The organism is Enterobacter sp. KBR-315C3_2022 (genome assembly GCF_041399425.1).
Taxonomy (GTDB): Bacteria; Pseudomonadota; Gammaproteobacteria; order Enterobacterales; family Enterobacteriaceae; genus Enterobacter.
In genome coordinates this window covers 1-17,277 of sequence record NZ_JBGKEB010000004.1, presented here as the reverse complement: position 1 = coordinate 17,277, position 17,277 = coordinate 1, and the positions used below count along the sequence as shown (strand labels likewise).

Annotated in this window: 16 protein-coding genes, 2 tRNA genes and 2 rRNA genes; 7 read left to right on the top strand and 13 right to left on the bottom strand. The window is 54.4% G+C overall.

Annotated elements, in window-relative coordinates:
• Complete coding sequence (locus tag AB8804_RS05985) at window positions 1–1,344, bottom strand: Na(+)-translocating NADH-quinone reductase subunit A (protein WP_371184123.1); 1,344 nt, start codon at window positions 1,342–1,344, stop codon at window positions 1–3.
• Window positions 1,345–1,645: 301 nt separating this feature from the next.
• Between AB8804_RS05985 and dpaA the strand changes: the two genes are divergently transcribed.
• Window positions 1,646–2,386, top strand: a complete 741-nt coding sequence (gene dpaA, locus AB8804_RS05980; protein ID WP_371184121.1) for a peptidoglycan meso-diaminopimelic acid protein amidase — start codon at window positions 1,646–1,648, stop codon at window positions 2,384–2,386.
• Here the strand turns inward: dpaA and AB8804_RS05975 are convergent.
• Both AB8804_RS05975 and lpcA read right to left on the bottom strand, forming a co-directional pair.
• Complete coding sequence (locus AB8804_RS05975) at window positions 2,357–3,124, bottom strand: class II glutamine amidotransferase (RefSeq protein WP_112011172.1); 768 nt, start codon at window positions 3,122–3,124, stop codon at window positions 2,357–2,359. The genes dpaA and AB8804_RS05975 overlap by 30 nt on opposite strands.
• 49 nt (window positions 3,125–3,173) lie before the next feature.
• Entirely contained in the window at window positions 3,174–3,752 is a 579-nt protein-coding gene (gene lpcA / locus AB8804_RS05970) for a D-sedoheptulose 7-phosphate isomerase (protein WP_152083550.1), read from the bottom strand.
• A gap of 239 nt (window positions 3,753–3,991) precedes the next feature.
• On the opposite strand from lpcA, the gene fadE reads away from it, so the two are divergent.
• Together fadE and AB8804_RS05960 are read left to right on the top strand one after the other, a co-directional pair.
• A complete protein-coding gene (gene fadE, locus AB8804_RS05965) occupies window positions 3,992–6,436 on the top strand; it encodes an acyl-CoA dehydrogenase FadE (protein WP_371184118.1) in 2,445 nt (814 codons plus the stop codon).
• Between the two features lie 108 nt (window positions 6,437–6,544).
• Window positions 6,545–7,315 carry an amidohydrolase gene (locus tag AB8804_RS05960; protein WP_371184116.1) on the top strand — a complete coding sequence of 257 codons (771 nt, stop codon included), beginning with the start codon at window positions 6,545–6,547 and terminating at the stop codon, window positions 7,313–7,315.
• 111 nt (window positions 7,316–7,426) lie between these two features.
• On the opposite strand, the gene AB8804_RS05955 is transcribed toward AB8804_RS05960, so the two are convergent.
• A tRNA-Asp gene (locus tag AB8804_RS05955) sits at window positions 7,427–7,503 on the bottom strand.
• Between the two features lie 131 nt (window positions 7,504–7,634).
• The gene (dnaQ, locus tag AB8804_RS05950; protein ID WP_371184113.1) at window positions 7,635–8,366 is read right to left on the bottom strand and encodes a DNA polymerase III subunit epsilon; all 732 of its coding nucleotides are present in this window, start codon (window positions 8,364–8,366) and stop codon (window positions 7,635–7,637) included.
• A 64-nt stretch (window positions 8,367–8,430) separates the two neighbouring features.
• Here dnaQ and rnhA point away from each other — a divergent pair, with 64 nt between their 5' ends.
• A complete protein-coding gene (gene rnhA, locus AB8804_RS05945) occupies window positions 8,431–8,898 on the top strand; it encodes a ribonuclease HI (protein ID WP_112011167.1) in 468 nt (155 codons plus the stop codon).
• Here rnhA and AB8804_RS05940 read toward each other — a convergent pair.
• Window positions 8,880–9,614 (bottom strand): class I SAM-dependent methyltransferase, encoded by a 735-nt coding sequence (locus AB8804_RS05940; protein WP_371184111.1) that lies wholly within the window; start codon window positions 9,612–9,614, stop codon window positions 8,880–8,882. The two genes, rnhA and AB8804_RS05940, sit on opposite strands and share 19 nt — an antisense overlap.
• Before the next feature lie 32 nt (window positions 9,615–9,646).
• Between AB8804_RS05940 and gloB the strand changes: the two genes are divergently transcribed.
• Complete coding sequence (gene gloB / locus AB8804_RS05935) at window positions 9,647–10,405, top strand: hydroxyacylglutathione hydrolase (RefSeq protein ID WP_371184109.1); 759 nt, start codon at window positions 9,647–9,649, stop codon at window positions 10,403–10,405.
• A 68-nt stretch (window positions 10,406–10,473) separates the two neighbouring features.
• Window positions 10,474–11,838, top strand: a complete 1,365-nt coding sequence (gene mltD, locus AB8804_RS05930) for a murein transglycosylase D (protein WP_371184107.1) — start codon at window positions 10,474–10,476, stop codon at window positions 11,836–11,838.
• Window positions 11,839–11,889: 51 nt separating this feature from the next.
• Here mltD and AB8804_RS05925 read toward each other — a convergent pair whose 3' ends face one another.
• The 3 genes from AB8804_RS05925 to AB8804_RS05915 all read right to left on the bottom strand — a co-directional run bounded on the left by AB8804_RS05925 (window position 11,890) and on the right by AB8804_RS05915 (window position 14,858).
• A complete protein-coding gene (locus AB8804_RS05925) occupies window positions 11,890–12,666 on the bottom strand; it encodes a class I SAM-dependent methyltransferase (RefSeq protein ID WP_371184105.1) in 777 nt (258 codons plus the stop codon).
• Window positions 12,667–12,743: 77 nt separating this feature from the next.
• Window positions 12,744–13,544 carry an endonuclease/exonuclease/phosphatase family protein gene (locus tag AB8804_RS05920; RefSeq protein ID WP_297118378.1) on the bottom strand — a complete coding sequence of 267 codons (801 nt, stop codon included), beginning with the start codon at window positions 13,542–13,544 and terminating at the stop codon, window positions 12,744–12,746.
• 138 nt (window positions 13,545–13,682) lie between these two features.
• Window positions 13,683–14,858 carry an MFS transporter gene (locus AB8804_RS05915; protein WP_371184103.1) on the bottom strand — a complete coding sequence of 392 codons (1,176 nt, stop codon included), beginning with the start codon at window positions 14,856–14,858 and terminating at the stop codon, window positions 13,683–13,685.
• A gap of 102 nt (window positions 14,859–14,960) precedes the next feature.
• Between AB8804_RS05915 and yafC the strand changes: the two genes are divergently transcribed.
• On the top strand, window positions 14,961–15,875 hold the full coding sequence (yafC, locus tag AB8804_RS05910) for a DNA-binding transcriptional regulator YafC (RefSeq protein WP_371184101.1): 915 nt from the start codon (window positions 14,961–14,963) through the stop codon (window positions 15,873–15,875).
• Between the two features lie 20 nt (window positions 15,876–15,895).
• On the opposite strand, the gene dkgB is transcribed toward yafC, so the two are convergent.
• The 4 genes from dkgB to AB8804_RS05890 all read right to left on the bottom strand — a co-directional run.
• On the bottom strand, window positions 15,896–16,699 hold the full coding sequence (gene dkgB, locus AB8804_RS05905; RefSeq protein WP_371184099.1) for a 2,5-didehydrogluconate reductase DkgB: 804 nt from the start codon (window positions 16,697–16,699) through the stop codon (window positions 15,896–15,898).
• A 163-nt stretch (window positions 16,700–16,862) separates the two neighbouring features.
• Window positions 16,863–16,939, bottom strand: a tRNA-Asp gene (locus tag AB8804_RS05900).
• 55 nt (window positions 16,940–16,994) lie between these two features.
• Window positions 16,995–17,110: ribosomal RNA gene (gene rrf, locus AB8804_RS05895) — 5S ribosomal RNA — on the bottom strand.
• A gap of 74 nt (window positions 17,111–17,184) precedes the next feature.
• Window positions 17,185–17,277: ribosomal RNA gene (locus AB8804_RS05890) — 23S ribosomal RNA — on the bottom strand; the annotation flags it as partial.

The following is a 17,277-nucleotide window of genomic DNA, read 5'->3' as shown; positions in this document are numbered from 1 at the left end:
TTATCCTTCCTGCTCAATGCGGGTTAACACCTCGCGTAATACGGATCCATATTCGTATTTACCCGGACAGACATAGGTACAGAGCGCAAGATCTTCTTCATCCAGCTCAAGGCATCCCAGCGCCTGAGCGCTGTCGGAATCCCCGGCGAGCAGATCGCGCAGCAGCATCGTTGGCAGAATATCCAGCGGCATGACGCGCTCGTAGTTGCCGATGGGAACCATGGCGCGCTCACCGCCGTGCGTGCTGGTGGAGAAATTAAACAGCTTGTCCCGAAGGAAGTGGCCTAGCGTGGTGCGGGTCACCGAATACTTATCGGCCCCCGGCAGCACCCAGCCAAAGAGCTCTTTCTCGCGCCCTTCCTGGACGATGCTGACCTGGAGATGGAAACGGCCAAGAAAAGCCTGCTCGCCCACCGCCTGCCTGCCGCTGAGCACCGATCCGGAAATCAGGCGATTCTCACCGGGTTTTGTTTCGCCCACCAGCAGTTCGCTAATGTCCGCTCCCAGAAGCGTGCGCACCAGGCGCGGATGCGCCGCCTGCGGTCCGCCAACGGCGATCGTCCGCTCGGTCCACAGCTCGCCGGTGGTGAAAAGCCTGCCGATGGCAATCACGTCCTGATAGTTGAGATGCCACACCTGCTTCGCCAGGCTGACCGGCTCGAGGAAATGGATATGGGTTCCCACAAGCCCCGCCGGATGGGGGCCTGCAAACGCATTAAAGGTGACCTGCCCCTGCGGATGGCCGCCCAGCTTGCCTCCGCTCGCCTGGCAAACGTGGACTTTTCCCGCCGTCAGCCGCGTTAAGACAGTTAGCCCCGCATCAAACGCCTTTCTTTCCGTCAGGATGAGAGGCTCGGGATCGGCGCTCAGCGGGTTGGTGTCGATTGCCGTGACGAAGATGGCGGCGGGCACCGAGCCGGGAACGGGAGACTTACTGAATGGACGCGTGCGCAGCGCGGTCCACAGGCCGGAATCGAGCAGCTGCGCCTGAACGGTATCGCGGCTGAGGGTAGACAGCGCCGAAGGATCATAGCGGGTAAACTCACGCTGTTCGTTTCCTTCAATACGAATGACCATGGACCGGAAGACGCGGCGCTCGCCGCGATGAATGCCCACAACCGTTCCGCTGGCGGGTGCCGTGAACAGAACGCCGGGATTTTTTTTATCCTCGAACAGCGCCTGCCCCTTAATGACGCGATCGCCTTCCTGCACCAGCATCGAGGGGCGCATCCCCACGTAATCGTCGCCCAAAAGAGCAACATGGCGAACGCCAGCGCCGGCAGTAACCTGCTGCTCAGGTCTGCCTGCGATCGGTAAATCAAGTCCTTTTCTTATTCTAAACATGTGGTTAGCAGGTATCCGTAGACGTCAAGCCAGAGGAGACGGATTGTAACAGCATCTCACGCGTCGGCGGCAGCGAATCTGCCGTCCAGGACGCCAAACTGCGAGCCGTTACGCAAAGTTTCTGAGGTCAACGTCTTTTACAATGTTTGTAGCGTAAAACAAATGTGTAAACTCGCAGCTTCGCTATTGCGAAAATCTATAGCGGTGCTAATGTGAGCGCGCCTGTCCAGAGTTTTCTGATTTCGGGTCTCTTTTTGCCGTTCTGGCAAGTTGGTCATAGTTTTATCAAGGAACTCGTAGTATGCGTAAAATCGCATTATTCATTGCGATGCTTCTGATTCCGTGTGTGTCGTTTGCCGGGCTGCTCAGCAGCAACAGCTCCACCACACCCATCAGCAAAGAATATAAGCAGCAGTTAATGGGATCACCGGTTTATATTCAAATCTACAAGGAAGAGCGCACCCTCGATCTGTTTGTGAAAATGGGCGAGACATACCAGCTACTTGATAGCTACAAAATTTGTAACTACTCCGGCGGCCTGGGGCCGAAACAGCGTCAGGGCGATTTTAAAAGTCCGGAGGGGTTTTACAACGTTCAGCGTAATCAGCTAAAACCTGACAGCCGCTTCTATAAAGCGATCAATATCGGCTTTCCAAATGCCTACGACCGCGCGCACGGTTATGAAGGTAAATACCTGATGATTCACGGTGCCTGCGTGTCCGTCGGCTGTTATGCGATGACGGATACCGGTATTGATGAGATTTTCCAGTTTGTGACGGGCGCGCTGGTGTTTGGTCAGCCTAACGTTCAGGTCAGCATCTATCCGTTCCGCATGACCGATGCCAACATGGCGCGCCATAAGTACTCTTACTATGCCGATTTCTGGAAACAGCTGAAGCCGGGCTACGACTACTTTGAGCAGACCCACAAGCCACCCGTTATCTCTATCGTTGGTGGCCGCTACGTGGTCAGCAAGCCGCTGAGCCACGAAGTCGTTCAGCCGCAGCTGGCGTCAAATTACGCGGTCCCCGAGGCAAAATAGTACCCACTCGCCTGGCATAATCTTTTGCCAGGTTTCGTTGCCCGTCAGCGGCTGCGTCGCAATCACGGTGACCACATCGTTTGGTGTGGTCTCTTTCTGAAAGTCTATTTCCACATCCTGGTCGAGCAGCGTCGCCACGCCAAAGGGCGCGCGTCGGGTGATCCAGAATAAATTCGTGGAGCAGAACGCCATAACGTAGCGCCCGTCCGATAAGAGCATGTTAAATACGCCCTTCTCGCGCAGCTCAGACGCCAGCGACGCGATGTATTTGAACACGGCGGCCATATTGCCGGGCGTTCGCGGGTAACGCTCGGTCAGCTTGTGCAGCAGCCAGCAAAAGGCTTTTTCACTGTCGGTTTCGCCGACCGGGCGGAAATTCCCGGTCTCGAGGGATTTATAGCCCGTGAGCTGGCCGTTGTGCGCGTAGGTCCAGTTACGTCCCCACAGCTCGCGGGTAAAGGGATGGGTGTTTTCCAGCGCCACTTCGCCGCGGTTTGCCTGACGGATATGGGCGATCACCGAGCGGGACTTAATAGGATAATCCTGCACCAGTTTGGCAATTGGCGAGTTGAAGCTGGGTTGCGGATCTTTGAACGTGCGACAGCCTTTGCCTTCGTAGAAGGTGATGCCCCAGCCGTCTTTATGCGGCCCGGTTCCCCCACCGCGCTGAACCAGCCCGGTAAAACTAAAGCAGATATCGGTTGGCACATTGGCGCTCATCCCGAGCAGTTCGCACATACGTTACCTCCACAACAGCGGGGGGTCACAAGCGCCCCCCAGCGAAGTCTTACTTGACCATCTCTTTTTCGATCAGCTGGATCAGGATATGGATCACTTTAATGTGAATTTCCTGAATACGATCGGCGTAGCCAAAGTGCGGAACACGGATCTCAATATCCGCCGTGCCGTCCATTTTACCGCCGTCTTTACCGGTCAGCGTGATGACTTTCATTCCTTTCTCACGCGCGGCGGCAATCGCTTTGATCACGTTAGCGGAGTTACCGGAGGTAGAAATACCCAGCAGCACATCGCCTTCACGGCCCACTGCTTCCACGTAGCGAGAGAAGACATAGTCGTAACCAAAGTCGTTGCTCACGCAGGAGATGTGGCTCACGTCAGAAATCGCAATCGCCGGGTAGCCCGGACGGTTTTCACGATAGCGCCCGGTCAGCTCTTCCGCGAAGTGCATGGCGTCACAGTGGGAACCACCGTTACCGCAGGAGAGCACTTTACCACCCGCTTTGAAGCTGTCCGCCAGCAGAACCGCCGCGCGCTGAATGGCGTGGATATTGGCATCATCTTTCAGAAAGTTAGCCAGCGTTTCCGCCGCTTCGTTCAGTTCGTTACGAATAAGATCCTGGTACATGAGGATAATCCTTCAGTATTGATGAAATAACACAGTGGAGTGTACCGGATAGCGTTAAAAGCGAGAAGCTTAAGCCATACGATTCATCGGGCGTTTTGATTTTTCGTGCCCGTATTGACGCGAACAATGTGAACCAGGTTGTAATTATCTTGTAAACACATTGCTAAAGAAAATGACATCAACTACAACCATATCATCACAAGTGGTCAGACCTCCTACAAGCAAGGGAGCTTTTCTTTATGATGATTTTGAGCATTATCGCAACCGTTATTCTCATCGGTGTGCTGTTCTATCACCGCGTAAGTTTATTCCTGAGCAGCCTGATACTTCTGGCCTGGACGGCTGCGCTTGGCGTCGCAGGTCTTTGGAATATCTGGGTATTGGTTCCGCTGGCCCTCATTCTTCTGCCGCTGAATCTTGCGCCGATGCGTAAGTCGATGATCTCCGCGCCGGTGTTCAAAGGGTTCCGTAAAGTAATGCCGCCAATGTCGCGCACGGAGAAAGAAGCGATCGATGCGGGCACGACCTGGTGGGAAGGCGATCTGTTCCAGGGCAACCCGGACTGGAAAAAGCTGCATAACTACCCGCAGCCGCGCCTGACCGCAGAAGAACAGGCCTTTATTGACGGCCCGGTGGAGGAAGCATGCCGCATGGCAAACGACTTCGCCATCACCCACGAAATGGCCGACCTGCCGCCGGAGCTGTGGGCTTACCTGAAAGAGCATCGCTTCTTCGCGATGATCATTAAGAAAGAGTACGGCGGACTTGAATTTTCCGCTTATGCCCAGGCTCGCGTGCTGCAGAAGCTGGCAGGCGTGTCGGGCATCCTGGCCATTACCGTTGGCGTGCCTAACTCGTTAGGCCCGGGCGAACTGCTCCAGCACTACGGTACTGAAGAACAGAAAGATCACTACCTGCCGCGCCTGGCGCGCGGTCAGGAAATTCCGTGCTTCGCGCTGACCAGCCCGGAAGCAGGCTCCGATGCGGGCGCGATTCCGGATACCGGCGTGGTGTGCATGGGCGAATGGCAGGGACAGCAGGTGCTCGGCATGCGCCTGACCTGGAACAAACGTTACATTACGCTCGCCCCTATCGCGACCGTGCTGGGCCTGGCGTTTAAGCTCTCCGACCCGGAAAAACTGCTGGGCGGCGAAGAAGATCTGGGCATTACCTGCGCGCTGATCCCAACCTCAACGCCGGGCGTTGAAATTGGTCGTCGCCACTTCCCGCTCAACGTGCCGTTCCAGAACGGCCCTACCCGCGGTCAGGACATCTTTGTGCCGATTGACTACATCATCGGCGGTCCGAAAATGGCCGGTCAGGGCTGGCGCATGCTGGTGGAGTGTCTGTCGGTTGGCCGCGGCATAACCCTGCCGTCGAACTCTACCGGTGGCCTGAAGTCCGTGGCGATGGGAATTGGCGCCTACGCGTATATCCGCCGTCAGTTCAAAATCTCCATCGGCAAGATGGAAGGGATCGAGGAGCCGCTGGCGCGCATTGCGGGCAACGCCTACGTGATGGACGCCGCCGCATCGTTGATTACCTACGGCATTATGCTCGGCGAGAAGCCGGCCGTGCTGTCGGCGATTGTGAAGTACCACTGTACCCACCGCGCGCAGCAGTCAATCATTGACGCGATGGATATCGCGGGCGGTAAAGGCATTATGCTTGGCGAAGGCAACTTCCTGGCGCGCGGCTACCAAGGCTCACCGATTGCCATTACCGTTGAAGGGGCAAACATCCTGACGCGCAGCATGATGATCTTCGGCCAGGGCGCCATCCGCTGCCATCCATACGTGCTTGAAGAGATGGCCGCCGCGCAGAATAACGACGTGAACGCCTTCGATAAGCTGCTGTTTAAACATATCGGGCACGTGGGCAGCAACAAGGTGCGCAGCTTCTGGCTGGGCCTGACGCGCGGGCTAACCAGCGCGACCCCAACCGGCGATGCGACTAAACGTTACTACCAGCACCTGAACCGTCTGAGCGCCAACCTGGCCCTGCTGTCTGACGTTTCTATGGCCGTGCTGGGCGGCAGCCTGAAGCGTCGCGAGCGTATCTCTGCCCGTCTGGGCGATGTGCTGAGCCAGATCTTCCTGGCCTCGGCGGTGCTCAAGCGCTACGACGACGAAGGCCGACAGGAAGCGGATCTGCCGCTGGTGCATTGGGGCGTTCAGGACGCGCTGTATCAGGCAGAACAGGCGATTGACGATCTGCTGGCGAACTTCCCGAACCGCTTTGTGGCAGGCGTGTTGCGCGCAACGATCTTCCCGACCGGCCGTCACTATCTGGCACCGTCTGACAGGCTGGATCACAAAGTCGCGAAGATCCTGCAGATACCGAGCGCAACGCGTTCACGCATTGGCCGCGGTCAGTATCTGGAACCAACCGAGCATAATCCGGTGGGCCTGCTGGAAGAGGCGCTGCGCGACGTGATGGCCGCCGACCCGATTCATCAGAAGATTTGCAAGCAGTTGGGCAAAAACCTGCCGTTTACCCGCCTGGATGAACTGGCGAAACAGGCTCTGTCTGGCGGCATCATTAATCAGGATGAAGCGGCTGTTCTGGTGAAAGCCGAAGAGAGCCGCCTGCGCAGCATTAACGTGGATGATTTTGAACCGGACGAGCTGGCGACGCAGCCGGTAAAGCTCCCGGAGAAGCAGCGCAAACCTGAAGCCGCGTAGCGCGCTTCGCCTCCACAAACCCCGCCCAGCGCGGGGTTTTTTATTGCCTCCCATTCTGTTTATGTCGTGCTACAGTGTGAAAAAGCGATCGTTTTAGGAGTCTGTATTGTGCCTGGCTTAAAGATTTCGATTTTGCAACAGCCTTTAGCGTGGATGGACGGCCCTGCCAACCTGCGCCACTTCGATCGTCAGCTGGAAGGGATTACCGGGCGCGATGTGATTGTTCTGCCGGAGATGTTCACCACCGGTTTCGCGATGGAAGCCGCTAAAAAGTCGATGCCACAGGAAGAGGTTGTCGCCTGGATGCATGCCAAAGCGCAGCAGACAAACGCGCTGATAGCCGGCAGCGCCGCGCTGCAAACCGAGCGCGGGCCGGTCAACCGGTTCCTGCTGGCCGAGCCGGAAGGGAAAGTGCACTTTTACGACAAGCGCCACCTCTTCCGCATGGCCGACGAGCATCATCATTATGAAGCGGGTAACGAACGCATCGTCTTTGAGTGGCGCGGCTGGCGCATCCTGCCGCTGGTCTGCTATGACCTGCGCTTCCCGGTCTGGTCGCGCAACCGCAACGACTACGATCTGGCGCTGTACGTCGCCAACTGGCCTGCCCCGCGCTCGCTGCACTGGCAGGCGCTGCTGGTGGCGCGCGCCATTGAAAATCAGGCGTACGTGGTGGGCTGTAACCGCGTCGGGACCGACGGCAATGGGCATCACTATCGCGGCGACAGCCGGGTGATAAATCCGCAGGGAGAGATTATCGCCACCGCCGAACCGCATCAGGCCACGCGAATAGATGCGGAGCTGTCGCTGACGGCGCTGAGAGAGTATCGGGAGAAATTCCCGGCCTGGCAGGATGCCGACCCGTTTAACATCGGCTAATCAGAAGCCGGGCGGCGCTTGCGTCTTGCCCGGCATGTACGTGACGTGAGGTTTATAAGCTGTAGAAATGACGAAGGCCTGAATCATTTCTGATTCAGGCCTTCTGAATAGTGGCGGAACGGACGGGACTCGAACCCGCGACCCCCTGCGTGACAGGCAGGTATTCTAACCGACTGAACTACCGCTCCACTGTTCCCGTTTGGGGAACGAGGCGAATATTACGGTCTGCCTCTGAACTCGTCAACGCTTTTTCTCACGTTTTGAATCGTTTGCTGTAAAAATCACCCAAACGGTGATTTTACACGCATTTATACACACTTTACGCGCGCCACATGCAGCTTCCGCCCTTCTTCTGCACGAGGTCCAGACGCGATTCATGGTCGAGCAGCTCGGCATCGCTGGCCAAAACCACCCGCAGACGGCTGGCCTGACGGACAATGCGCTGAATGCCCGCCTCACCCTGCGTCTGCTGCGATTCATTCTCGGTGCTGAATTTCATCGACGTTTGCCCGCCGGTCATGGTCAGATAGACATCTGCCAGTATCTGGGCATCGAGCAGCGCGCCGTGCAGCGTTCGCTTGGTGTTGTCTATTTCATAGCGCGAGCAAAGCGCATCGAGGCTGTTACGCTTGCCGGGGAACATCTTCCTCGCCAGCGCCAGGCTGTCCGTGACCTTACAGAAGGTATTTGTCTTCGGAATATCACGATTGAGCTTGCTGAACTCATAGTCCATAAAGCCGATATCGAACGACGCGTTGTGAATGACGAGCTCTGCGCCTCTGATGTATTCGAGAAATTCATCCGCGACGTCCGCAAAGGTCGGCTTATCAAGCAAGAACTCATCGGCAATACCGTGAACGCCGAAGGCTTCCGGGTCCACCAGCCGATCGGGCTTGAGATAAACATGGAAGTTGTTTCCCGTAAGACGGCGGTTCACCACCTCTACGGCACCGATCTCAATGATCTTATGCCCTTCGTAGTGCGCGCCGATCTGGTTCATACCCGTGGTTTCGGTATCGAGAACAATCTGGCGAGTTATTGCTGTGCTCATAGCGGTCATTTATGTCAGACTTATCGTTTAACTGATCGTTTCAAATACAGGAAGTCTACCAGAGATGCGTAAACAGGTAGAAATTTTCACCGATGGATCTTGTCTGGGTAACCCAGGGCCCGGTGGCTATGGCGCCATTATGCGCTATCGTCAGCACGAAAAAACCTTTAGCGAAGGCTATTTCCTGACGACCAACAACCGCATGGAGCTGATGGCCGCGATTGTCGCGCTCGAAGCGCTTAAGGAGCACTGCGACGTTACGCTGAGTACCGATAGCCAGTACGTGCGTCAGGGAATAACGCAGTGGATCCATAACTGGAAAAAACGCGGCTGGAAAACCGCAGAGAAAAAGCCGGTTAAGAACGTCGACCTGTGGAAGCGTCTTGATGCGGCCTTAGGCCAGCACGAAATCAAATGGGAGTGGGTAAAAGGCCACGCCGGACACCCAGAAAACGAACGTTGCGACGAACTGGCGCGGGCGGCGGCGTCTAATCCTGCTCACGAAGACGTCGGCTACCAGCCTGAATCCTGATCGCGGTTTTTATACTGCCGCGTCGCGCCAACGGTCTGACGAATTTGTGATTTCGATTTAGACTGTTTCATTGGGTTAAGCGTAAGAGGAATTGTCCGCTTACGCGCCACAATAAACTGCATGCAGCCCAATGCTGGCAAGTGCGTGCTGAGCAACGCCCCGCCCTGCCGCGTCCAGGGAAGTACCTGGAAACCGCCGTAGGAGAGCACTTCAAAATTCAACAACGAGAGCCAGTCTAGCTGGCGCATCATTGAAAACATTCTGCTGTTATAGGGCGCTTTGCGGCGCAGCCCCGGAACCAGCTTACGTAATCCCATCAGGCTCAAAGGATTAAAGCCGCTGATCACCAGCCAGCCGTCATCAATCAGCACCCGATCGGCTTCGCGCAGAAGACGATGCGGATCGCTACACCAGGGCAAGGTATGGGCGAGCAGGCAGGCATCAACGGATTTTTCAGCAAACGGCAAATGCAGCGGGTCAGCGACAACCTGAACGGGTAATCCAGAGAGTGAGACATTCACCTGGTGAGAGATAGCGCAGCTTTCGGTATTGATTTCTGCACTGAGGTTGCCAATCTTAAGCAGGTGAAAGCCGTACATTTTTGCCAGCCAGGGCTTAAGCTGCTGCTCCAGCGCCTCGCGATAGTATTCACCCCAGGGCAATTCAGCCCAACGTTCCGGTGCTGCGACAGCCTGAGGTATCCTTGCCGGTTTCATCAACAATTCCGCCACGTTGTAAGAGGTAATGTATGAATCTTATCAGTATTCCCGCCTTTCAGGACAATTACATCTGGGTATTAGTTGACGACGATAAACGCTGCATCATCGTCGATCCGGGCGAATCAGCCCCCGTTTTACGTGCGATTAAAGAAAATGGCTGGCTACCTGAAGCCATTCTTCTGACGCACCACCATAACGATCACGTGGGCGGCGTAGCGGATTTACTTGCTGTGTTTCCACATCTTGCGGTCTATGGGCCCGCCGAGACACAAAATAAGGGTACAACGCAAGTAGTCAAAGAAGGCGAAACTATCCACATACGTGAGTGGGATTTTTCCGCAATTGCTACCCCAGGTCACACTTCAGGACATCTGTCTTTCTATAGCAAACCTTATCTGTTTTGCGGCGACACATTATTTTCAGGTGGGTGCGGAAGGCTATTTGAAGGCACACCAGAACAAATGTATCAATCTTTACAAAAGATTAATGCGCTGCCAGATGAAACCGTCATATGTTGCGCACATGAGTATACATTAGGGAATATGAAGTTTTCCGCCAGCATCTTGCCTGACGATCCAGCGATTCAGGATTATTACCAGAAAGTGAAGGAGTTACGCGCAAAAAACCAAAAAACACTCCCCGTAATTCTGAAAAATGAGCGTATAATAAATTTATTTTTACGAACTGATGATATTGATTTAATTAAAAAAATTAACCAAGAAACAAATTTGCAACAACCAGAGGCACGATTTGCATGGTTAAGGTCAAAGAAAGATAACTTCAGATAAATGCGGGTTGCCTTTTCAAAATTTCGCCGTTATCATCGCTCGTCTTTTAAGCAACTATTGACACACACATGAAGGCAAAAGCGATATTACTCGCCTCTGTCCTGCTTGTCGGTTGCCAGGCGCAAAACGCCAGTAACGTACAACAGCACGCACAGAGCCTTTCTGCAGCTGGTCAAGGGGAAGCAGGGAAGTTTGCAAGTTCGGCACGATGGTTGGACGATGGGACAACATTCGCGCAGGAACAGAACTTGTGGGCCTCTATTGGCGACGAGCTAAAGATGGGAATTCCGGAAAACAGCCGGATTCGCGAACAGAAACAGAAGTATTTGAGAAATAAGAGCTATCTCCACGATGTAACGTTACGGGCAGAGCCGTATATGTACTGGATAGCCGGGCAAGTTAAGAAACGTAACATGCCTATGGAGCTGGTACTCCTACCCATAGTGGAGAGCGCTTTTGACCCACATGCAACGTCTGGCGCCAATGCCGCAGGTATTTGGCAGATCATTCCGAGCACAGGGCGCAATTATGGTTTGAAACAGACCCGCAGTTACGATGCGCGTCGCGATGTTGTCGCCTCAACGACAGCCGCTCTCGACATGATGCAGCGTCTGAACAAGATGTTTGATGGTGACTGGTTGTTAACGGTCGCAGCATATAACAGCGGTGAAGGTCGTGTCATGAAGGCAATGAAAGCGAATAAAGCGCGTGGAAAATCCACCGATTTTTGGTCGCTTTCACTGCCGCAGGAAACGAAGATCTACGTACCCAAGATGCTGGCCTTGAGCGACATCCTCAAGAACAGCAAGCGCTACGGTGTGCAACTGCCAACACCAGACGAAAGTCGTGCACTGGCGCGCGTTCGCCTCAGCAGTCCGGTTGATATTCAACAGGTTGCTGATATGACGGGTATGTCGGTTAGTAAGCTTAAAACCTTTAATGCAGGTGTTAAAGGCTCAACGCTGGGGGCTAGCGGCCCGCAGTATGTAATGGTTCCGCAGAAACATGCTGAGCAGTTACGCGAGTCTTTAGCTTCGGGTGAGATTGCCGCCGTTCAGTCAACGCTGATCGCCGATACCTCACCGGTAAGCAGCCGGAGTTATAAGGTTCGTTCGGGTGATACGCTTTCGGGCATTGCTTCACGTCTCGGCGTGAACAGTAAAGATCTGCAGCAGTGGAACAATCTGCGCGGCTCTGGTCTGAAAGTGGGTCAGACTCTGACGGTAGGTGCAGGTAACAGTGCAGAGCGTCTCGCCAGAAACAGCGACAGCATTACTTATCGCGTGCGCAAGGGTGATTCGCTTTCCAGTATCGCTAAACGCCACGGCGTGAACATTAAAGATGTGATGCGCTGGAATCATGATACTGACAACCTACAGCCAGGCGACCAGCTAACGCTGTTTGTGAAAAACAACGCTACGCCGGATTCCTGATCGCTCGACCTGATGCAAAAAGGCACCGATTCCCCTCGGTGCCTTTTTCTTTTATCCCGCTTTATACGCCTCGGCCATGATGGTATCGCTGGTAAACGAGCCGTCATCCTTCAGCTCAAAGTAGGCCTTCACCTCCGCCGAAGCACTCTCCTGATACAAACGAATCGCCTGGCTTAACGCGTCCGGCGTCCGCATGCGGGCGATCCATGAGCTGAACTCGAGCGGCAGCCGATCCGTGACCAATGAATGTGAAATCAAACCTGCCTCGGTGATAAAGGTTAACCACTCTCCGCTTGAGTAATTTTGAACGTGCGACGTGTCGCGCAGCGCTTCTACCGTCTGCAGCCAGATGTTGCGCACCGGATGCCCCGGAGACATCACGTCCATGATGATGAAGATCCCGCCTGGCTTAAGTACGCGCCTTACCTCACGTAACGCCTGCCCGACATCATGCCAGTGGTGCGCAGAGTAGCGGCTGATAACGATCTCAAAAGACGCATCGGCAAAGGGTAATGACTCGGCATAGCCCTGGCACGTCGCGACGTTTTTCAGTCCTTTGGCTTTAGCTGCTTCTGTAACGACGTCCAGCATCTGGCTGGATAAGTCATACGCAGTAACCTGCTCTACGTGCTGCGCAGCCGTAAAGCTGGCGTGCCCTGCCCCGCAGCCTAAATCCAGCAGATGCGCCTGGGGAAACGCTGATAAGCGCTCACCAAGACGCACCAGGTCGCGCCCGGAGGCATGCACGGCGCTGCTAAGATAAGCGCTTGCCTGAGAGCCAAACTGCTTTTCTACATTGTCATGATGGGAGCGTGTCGTTGTCGTCATTGCACTGTCCTTTTGTTGGTTAAAAATAAAGGGCAGCACCGCGAGCCGGTCTGCCCCACGGCAGACCTGACGCACCATTACTTATCAGGTTTGCCGGGACTGAATTCGACGAGTAGCGGATTGTGATCGGAGGCGCGCGTCACCAGTACGGAGGCGTCATGCACGCTTAAGCCGCGGTAGAAGACAAAATCGAGAGGACGGCCGAACGCTTTTTTGCGCTGGTCGTCGGTAAAGCGAACTTCACGCAGGGACATTTCGCGCGCAAAGCGATACAGCGCGTTCATGCGCGGGCGGCTCCAGGCATTAAAATCGCCGGCCATGATGATTGGCCCGCTGTGATGCGCAATCTGGTCCCCAATGGGAAGTAACTGCTTACTATACACATCCACGCCCAGGCTGAAGTTAACCGCGTGAATGTTTACCACCATCAGCAAACGGCTGTCCGGCAAGGGATAAACGGTTACCAGCGCGGATTTTGCCAGGCGCAGCAGCGGCTCACGCTCGCGCAAAGGGCAGCAATAAACCGGGTGCGCGGAAGAAAGCGTCATCACACCAGAAGGATGTTGCGGTAAAACAAATGCGGGGACCTGATCGGCTGCGAGATAGTTCGTCGTTGCAAACCGGACCAGCTCAGGCGTGGTTTGTGCCTCCTGTAACAGCACCAGATGCGCATCTTTACCAAAATTCTTCAGCACGGATAACCAGTCGGCGCGCTGCTGCTTAAAAATATTCCACACCAGCACGCGAATTTTTTCATCGCTGCTTAACGGAGCGCCGGCGGGTAATGCCTGGCTAAGGCTTGCAAACGACCCCGGAGGTAAAATCCTCTCCGCGGGTAATCCGGCAACATAGCGCATGGCATAGGTATTTTTTCGCACTTTCGGAAACGACCTCTATAGCAATGAACCAGCCCGGAAAACGGACTGGTTCTACTGTTATAGGGACTTTATGTTTTACTTTCAATGCAATTTCTGAGAAACCGCTTTCCAGTTTTGTAAGCAAGCGCTTACTGCGAGTTACACGAGCGCGACACGCGCGGGTTTATCGAGGCGCCCGCTCAGGCCAATCAGCAGTAACGCCACAAGCACGATGACTGCGCCGATCCACGGCGTCTGTGCAAGCCCGAAATGCTCTACCGTCTGCCCGCCAATAATGGAGCCCAGAGCGATACCTATGTTAAACGCTGCAATGTTAAGACCGGAGGCAACATCTACCGCATTCGGCGCGTAAAGCTCGGCTTTTTGCACTACGTAAACCTGCAGACCAGGCACGTTTCCGAAGGCGAATATTCCCATCAGCAATATCGTAACCAGGGCGGCGTAATGCATCGATGCCGTGAACTGGAAGGTAGTTAGCAGCACAACCAGCGCTGCGAAGATAAATTTCAACGCAGGCACCGCTCCGTGCTTATCGGCCAGCTTGCCGCCCCAGATATTACCAATCGCTACTGAAATTCCGTATCCCAGCAGGATCCAGCTCACCGCACTCGGGGAGAAGCCAGCGAGATCCTGCATCATTGGAGCCAGGAAGGTGAAAGCCGTGAACACGCCGCCGTATCCAAGGGCCGTAACCGCGTAGATGAGCAGCAGGCGTGGATGAGTCAGCACGTTGAGCTGTTCCTTGAGGCTGGCGCTCGTGCGGCTTGGTATATCTGATGGCACCAGTAGCACACTCGCCACGAGCGCAATGACGCCCAGCAAAGATACCGCAAGAAACGTCTCGCGCCAGCCAAAATGCTGACCAATAAAGGTGCCGAGCGGTACGCCGGTCACCAGCGCAACGGTAAGACCGCCAAACATAATCGCGATGGCCGATGCGGCCTTCTCCTTCGGCACCAGACTCGTTGCAATGGTTGATCCTATAGAGAAGAAAACGCCGTGAGCAAGACCGGTTAACAGCCGCGCGATGACCAGCGTGGTGTAGTCGGGAGCCCGCCATGCAAGGATATTCCCGGCAGTAAATAACACCATCAGAGCAAGCAGCAGCTGTTTGCGCGGAAAGCGCCCGGTCAGCGCCGTCAGCACGGGGGCGCCAATGGCAACGCCTAGCGCGTAGATAGAGACTAAAAGCCCGGCAGAGGGCAAAGAGATGGCAAGCCGATCGGCAATCGTCGGAACAAGGCCTACGATCACAAATTCGGTCGTGCCGATTGCAAAGGCACTGATTGTCAGGGCCAGTAGCGCCAGTGGCATAACATACTCCGTATTCAGAATTAAGATGACAGGCAGTATGCGCCGGTGCTTAAATAACAAAAATGGTCAAAATATCAATTTAATTTTGCGGGTGGTGCAATAATGAAAGCGACGTCGGAAGAGCTGACGATCTTTGTCGCCGTTGTCGAAAGCGGCAGTTTTAGCCGCGCGGCGGAACAGCTGGGACAGGCTAATTCGGCTGTCAGCCGCTCGGTGAAAAAGCTGGAATCGAAGCTGGGCGTGAGTTTACTCAACAGAACAACGCGCCAGTTGAGCTTGACGGAAGAAGGCGAGCGCTATTTCCGACGAGTACAATCGGTCCTGCAGGAGATGGCCGCTGCCGAAACCGAAATTATTGAATCGCGCAGCACGCCGCGTGGTCTTCTGCGAATCGATGCGGCAACGCCTGTCGTTTTGCATTTTCTGATGCCGCTGATTAAACCCTTCCGCGAACGCTATCCTGAGATGACGCTCTCGCTGGTTTCGTCTGAGACATTCATTAATTTGATTGAAAGAAAGGTCGACGTGGCAATTAGGGCTGGAACATTAACAGACTCCAGCCTGCGCGCCCGCCCGCTTTTTACCAGCTATCGGAAGATCATCGCATCTCCGCACTATATTGCTCAGTTTGGCAAACCAGCGACGGTGGAAGAACTCAAGCAGCATCTCTGCCTCGGCTTTACGGAGCCTTCATCACTTAATACCTGGCCTGTTGCGTGTCATGATGGACAGCTGCATGAAATTCAGTGCGGGCTATCTTCCAATAGTGGTGAAACGCTCAAGCAGCTGTGTCTGGAAGGGAATGGGATTGCCTGTTTATCTGATTATATGATTGATAAGGAGATTGCCCGCGGCGAGCTGGTGGAGCTGATGCCAGAACAACGTTTGCCGGTTGAGATGCCTTTTAGCGCGGTATATTACAGCGACAGAGCCGTTAGCACGCGGATACGCGCATTTATCGACTTCCTGAGCGAGCATATAAAAACAGCTCCCGAAGGAGCTGTGAGAGGGTTTTAGCATACAGAGGGGGTTACATATTAATCCCAGTCTGGCGCCAGCCCTTCCGGGCTCACCAGGCGATCGTTGCGATCCAGCGCAGCGATCGCCTTTTTATCGTCGTCATCCAGCTTAAGCTCGATTGCTATCAAGTTACTGGCCAGGTTTTCGCGTTTCGTTGAGGATGGTATCACGGCATAACCTTCACCCAGTGCCCATGCCAGAATGACCTGAGCGGCCGTCGCGCTGTGTTTATCTGCGATGCGTGCGATTACCTCGTCCTTCAGCGCTTTACCATAGGCCAACGTCATGTAAGAAGTAATATGAATGCCACGCTGGTTTGCCCACTCAACCACTTTATGGTTCTGCAGATAAGGCGATAGCTCTACCTGGTTAGTGGCAATATTTGCTGCACCTACTGCCGCTACTGCTCTTTCCATTAGCGGAATGGTGAAGTTGGATATGCCAATTTCACGGGTTAAACCCTGTTCTTTCGCTTCCAGAAGCGCCTGCATGAACTCTTCAACCGAAACTGAATCATTAGGTGATGGCCAGTGGATAAGAGTGAGATCCACGTAGTCGGTGCGCAGTTTTTTCAGGCTCTCTTTCAGGCTTGGGATCAGCTTGTCTTTGCTGAGGTTCTCGATCCAAATTTTCGTGGTGATAAAAAGCGCGTTACGCGGTACGCCACTTTCTTCGATTGCCTGACCAACGGCCGCTTCGTTCTCATAGATTTGTGCCGTATCAATGGCGCGGTAGCCTAGCTCAAGCGCAGTTTTTACAGATGCGATAACAACGTCGTCTTTCAGGCGGAACGTGCCGAGACCAAATGCAGGGATAGCCATATTATTCCTCGTTAATCATACTGCTTGCGATATGAGGAAGATTATCTATGGTTCGGTTATGTAGAAAAAGAGCCTGAAACGCAGAGGATTTTTGCTAATTTAGCAATAATTGTATGACGGATAAGAAAAAAGCCCTGAGCGTTAACTCAGGGCTTTTAATAAGTGGCGGAACGGACGGGACTCGAACCCGCGACCCCCTGCGTGACAGGCAGGTATTCTAACCGACTGAACTACCGCTCCACCGAAGACTGCTGTAACCACCGGATTTATGCACCGGCTTACTGCTTAATTTGATGCCTGGCAGTTCCCTACTCTCACATGGGGAGACCCCACACTACCATCGGCGCTACGGCGTTTCACTTCTGAGTTCGGCATGGGGTCAGGTGGGACCACCGCGCTAAAGCCGCCAGGCAAATTCTGTTAAATCTGTATCAGGCTGAAATTTGATTCTTCGTCTCTCACCGCCAAAACAGCTTCGGCGTTGTAAGGTTAAGCCTCACGGTTCATTAGTATCGGTTAGCTCAACGCATCGCTGCGCTTACACACCCGACCTATCAACGTCGTAGTCTTCAACGTTC

Coding starts and splice junctions, on each gene's coding strand:
- AB8804_RS05985 (WP_371184123.1), bottom strand. CDS start 1,344: ATGTTTAGAATAAGAAAAGGACTTGATTTACCGATCGCAGGCAGACCT.
- dpaA (WP_371184121.1), top strand. CDS start 1,646: ATGCGTAAAATCGCATTATTCATTGCGATGCTTCTGATTCCGTGTGTG.
- AB8804_RS05975 (WP_112011172.1), bottom strand. CDS start 3,124: ATGTGCGAACTGCTCGGGATGAGCGCCAATGTGCCAACCGATATCTGC.
- lpcA (WP_152083550.1), bottom strand. CDS start 3,752: ATGTACCAGGATCTTATTCGTAACGAACTGAACGAAGCGGCGGAAACG.
- fadE (WP_371184118.1), top strand. CDS start 3,992: ATGATGATTTTGAGCATTATCGCAACCGTTATTCTCATCGGTGTGCTG.
- dnaQ (WP_371184113.1), bottom strand. CDS start 8,366: ATGAGCACAGCAATAACTCGCCAGATTGTTCTCGATACCGAAACCACG.
- rnhA (WP_112011167.1), top strand. CDS start 8,431: ATGCGTAAACAGGTAGAAATTTTCACCGATGGATCTTGTCTGGGTAAC.
- AB8804_RS05940 (WP_371184111.1), bottom strand. CDS start 9,614: ATGAAACCGGCAAGGATACCTCAGGCTGTCGCAGCACCGGAACGTTGG.
- gloB (WP_371184109.1), top strand. CDS start 9,647: ATGAATCTTATCAGTATTCCCGCCTTTCAGGACAATTACATCTGGGTA.
- mltD (WP_371184107.1), top strand. CDS start 10,474: ATGAAGGCAAAAGCGATATTACTCGCCTCTGTCCTGCTTGTCGGTTGC.
- AB8804_RS05925 (WP_371184105.1), bottom strand. CDS start 12,666: ATGACGACAACGACACGCTCCCATCATGACAATGTAGAAAAGCAGTTT.
- AB8804_RS05915 (WP_371184103.1), bottom strand. CDS start 14,858: ATGCCACTGGCGCTACTGGCCCTGACAATCAGTGCCTTTGCAATCGGC.
- yafC (WP_371184101.1), top strand. CDS start 14,961: ATGAAAGCGACGTCGGAAGAGCTGACGATCTTTGTCGCCGTTGTCGAA.
- dkgB (WP_371184099.1), bottom strand. CDS start 16,699: ATGGCTATCCCTGCATTTGGTCTCGGCACGTTCCGCCTGAAAGACGAC.